Raw genomic sequence first — 2,489 nt, 5'->3', positions numbered from 1 at the left:
CCGCGAAAGCCCGTGCCAGCGGCACCTGGATGAACAGGTGGGTCTTTTCCGCGTAGAGGACGAACAGGACCCGGCTCACGCCGCATCGTTCTCCTGGCCGGCGGCCGCGACGAAGGCGGCGAAGGCGTCGAAGTCGCCGCCGCCGAATCCATGCAGTTCCTCCAGGATGACGATGTTGAACTTGTCCTCCAGATACAGCACGAGCTGCACCATGGTGAAGGAGTCGATGTCGTACATCTCGGCGCCGTCCCCCGCGCCGTCCTCGCGTGCGTAGTACTGATCCATGAAGTTCTGGATCTCTTTCCTGACGACTGCCCGGTCCATCTCCGTGAGCCTTTCCCTGTGTCGTGTGCTTGTCGGTGCTGACTGATGTCTTTCGTCGGTGGGCGCTGGGCCGCGGTGGCCGTCAGCGGGGTTCCGCCATGACGGCAAGAGGAAGCTCTCCAGGGCGTTTCAGCGGCTCCCACCAGTTCCGGTTGTCCGCGTACCAGCGCACCGTGTCGAGAAGTCCCTCGCGGAATGCGACGAGCGGACGGTGGCCGAGTTCTTCACGGATCTTCCGGCAGTCGATCGAATAGCGGCGGTCGTGGCCTTTCCGGTCCTCGGTGAAGCGCACCCGGGACCAGTCGGAGTCGAGGAACTCCAGGAGTATTTTCGTGAGTTCAGCGTTGGAGATCTCCGTGCCGCCGCCGATGTTGTACGTCTCTCCCGGGCGCCCGGCACCCGCGATGAGGGCGAGACCCCGGCAGTGGTCGTCGACGTGAATCCACTCGCGCACCTGAGAACCGTCGCCGTACAGCGGAACCGTCAGGCCGTCCAGGAGCCGGGTGACGAACAGTGGGATGAGCTTTTCCGGGAACTGGTAGGGACCGTAGGTGTTGGAGGCCCGGGCGGTGCAGACCGGGAGTCCGTACGTGCGGTGGAAGGACCGGGCGAGCAGCTCCGCCGACGCCTTCGACGCCGAATAGGGGGAGTTGGGGCGCAGCGGGAAGTCCTCCGTCCAGGAGGCCGTCTCCGTCTCGCCGTACACCTCGTCGGTGGAGACCAGGACGAACCGGTCGACCTCGGTGCGCAGCGCGGCCCGCAGCAGTTCGTAGCTGCCGACGATGTTGCTGGCGACGAACGCGTCGCCGTCGAGCAGCGACCGGTCCACGTGCGACTCCGCCGCGAAGTGCACCACTGTCCGGACCCCCGTGATCGCGCTCTCCACGGCGTCCCGGTCGCAGATGTCGTCCTGGACGAACCGCAGCCGCGGGTCGTCCAGGGCGTCGGCGAGGTTGCTCGGATTCCCGGCGTAGGTGAGCTTGTCGAGGACCACGACCTCGGCGTCCTCGAAGCCCGCGTACGCCCCCGCAAGCATGCGTCGCACGAAGTTCGAGCCGATGAAACCGGCACCGCCGGTCACCAGGACACGCATGTCCACCACCCCCTCACACCCTGTGCCGCGCTCACGCGAGGGACTCCGCGACCTCGCGGACGTACCGTCCGTAGCCCGAATCGCCCATGGCCAGACCCAGTTCGTGGCACTGCTCGGCGTCGATGAATCCCATCCGCAGCGCGATCTCCTCCAGACACGCCACCCGCACGCCCTGGCGGTCCATCAGGACCTGGACGTACTGGCTGGCGTCGAGCAGGGACCGGAACGTGCCCGCGTCGAGCCAGGTGAAGCCGCGGCCCAACTGGACGAGGCGGGCGCCGTGGGCTTCGAGGTAGAGCTTGTTGACATCGGTGATCTCCAGTTCGCCGCGGTGCGACGGGCGCAGTCCGCGCGCCATCTCCACCACGTCGCTGTCGTAGAAATAGAGCCCCGTGATGGCGTTCTTGGACGCCGGGCAGGCCGGCTTCTCCTCGATGCCGATCAGGTTTCCGTGCGCGTCGGTCTCGGCCACCGCATATCGCTCGGGATCCGCCACCGGATAGCCGAAGAGCGTGCAGCCGTCCGACTTCTCCCGGGCCTCGCGCAGCAAGTCCTGGAATCCTGCCCCGTGGAACAGGTTGTCGCCGAGTATAAGCGCGGAACGGTCGTTGCCGACATGGTCGGCGCCAATGATGTAGGCATCCGCGATACCGCGCGGCTCGGGCTGCTCCGCGTACGTGAGATTCATTCCGAGATGCGCGCCGTCACCGAGCAGACCACGCATCGAAGGCATCGATTCCGGGGCCGCGATGATCAGGACGTCCCGGATGCCGGCCAACATCAGGACCGAAAGCGGGTAGAAGATCATTGGCTTGTCGTAGATCGGCAGGAGCTGTTTCGACGTGCCTGCCGTAATCGGCATGAGACGGCTGCCCGTGCCGCCCGCGAGAACTATCCCTTTCACCTTTCCTCCCGTTGGGTCATGCTGTGCATCGGTTCCTGTCGGCCGCCATGAACATCCGCGGCGAAACTGCGAGACATTCGGGGGACATGAACATGCGGATTCTCTTCACCGCCTATGCCGTGCGCACGCATTTCTTCAGCATGGTGTCGTTGGCGCACGCCCTGGACA

3 protein-coding genes are annotated in these 2,489 nt (G+C 65.6%); all 3 read right to left on the bottom strand.

Going from position 1 to position 2,489, the window contains the following annotated elements:
• Positions 1-75: 75 nt before the first annotated feature.
• Entirely contained in the window at positions 76-324 is a 249-nt protein-coding gene (locus ACFVHO_RS40560) for a hypothetical protein (RefSeq protein ID WP_385725559.1), read from the bottom strand.
• A gap of 82 nt (positions 325-406) precedes the next feature.
• Complete coding sequence (rfbB, locus tag ACFVHO_RS40555) at positions 407-1,417, bottom strand: dTDP-glucose 4,6-dehydratase (RefSeq protein WP_385725558.1); 1,011 nt, start codon at positions 1,415-1,417, stop codon at positions 407-409.
• Positions 1,418-1,448: 31 nt separating this feature from the next.
• Positions 1,449-2,321 carry a glucose-1-phosphate thymidylyltransferase RfbA gene (rfbA, locus tag ACFVHO_RS40550; RefSeq protein WP_385725557.1) on the bottom strand — a complete coding sequence of 291 codons (873 nt, stop codon included), beginning with the start codon at positions 2,319-2,321 and terminating at the stop codon, positions 1,449-1,451.
• Positions 2,322-2,489 lie beyond the last annotated feature (168 nt).

The organism is Streptomyces sp. NPDC127108, from assembly GCF_042677545.1.
Classification (GTDB): Bacteria; Actinomycetota; Actinomycetes; order Streptomycetales; family Streptomycetaceae; genus Streptomyces.
This window is presented reverse-complemented; position numbering and strand designations above follow the sequence as displayed.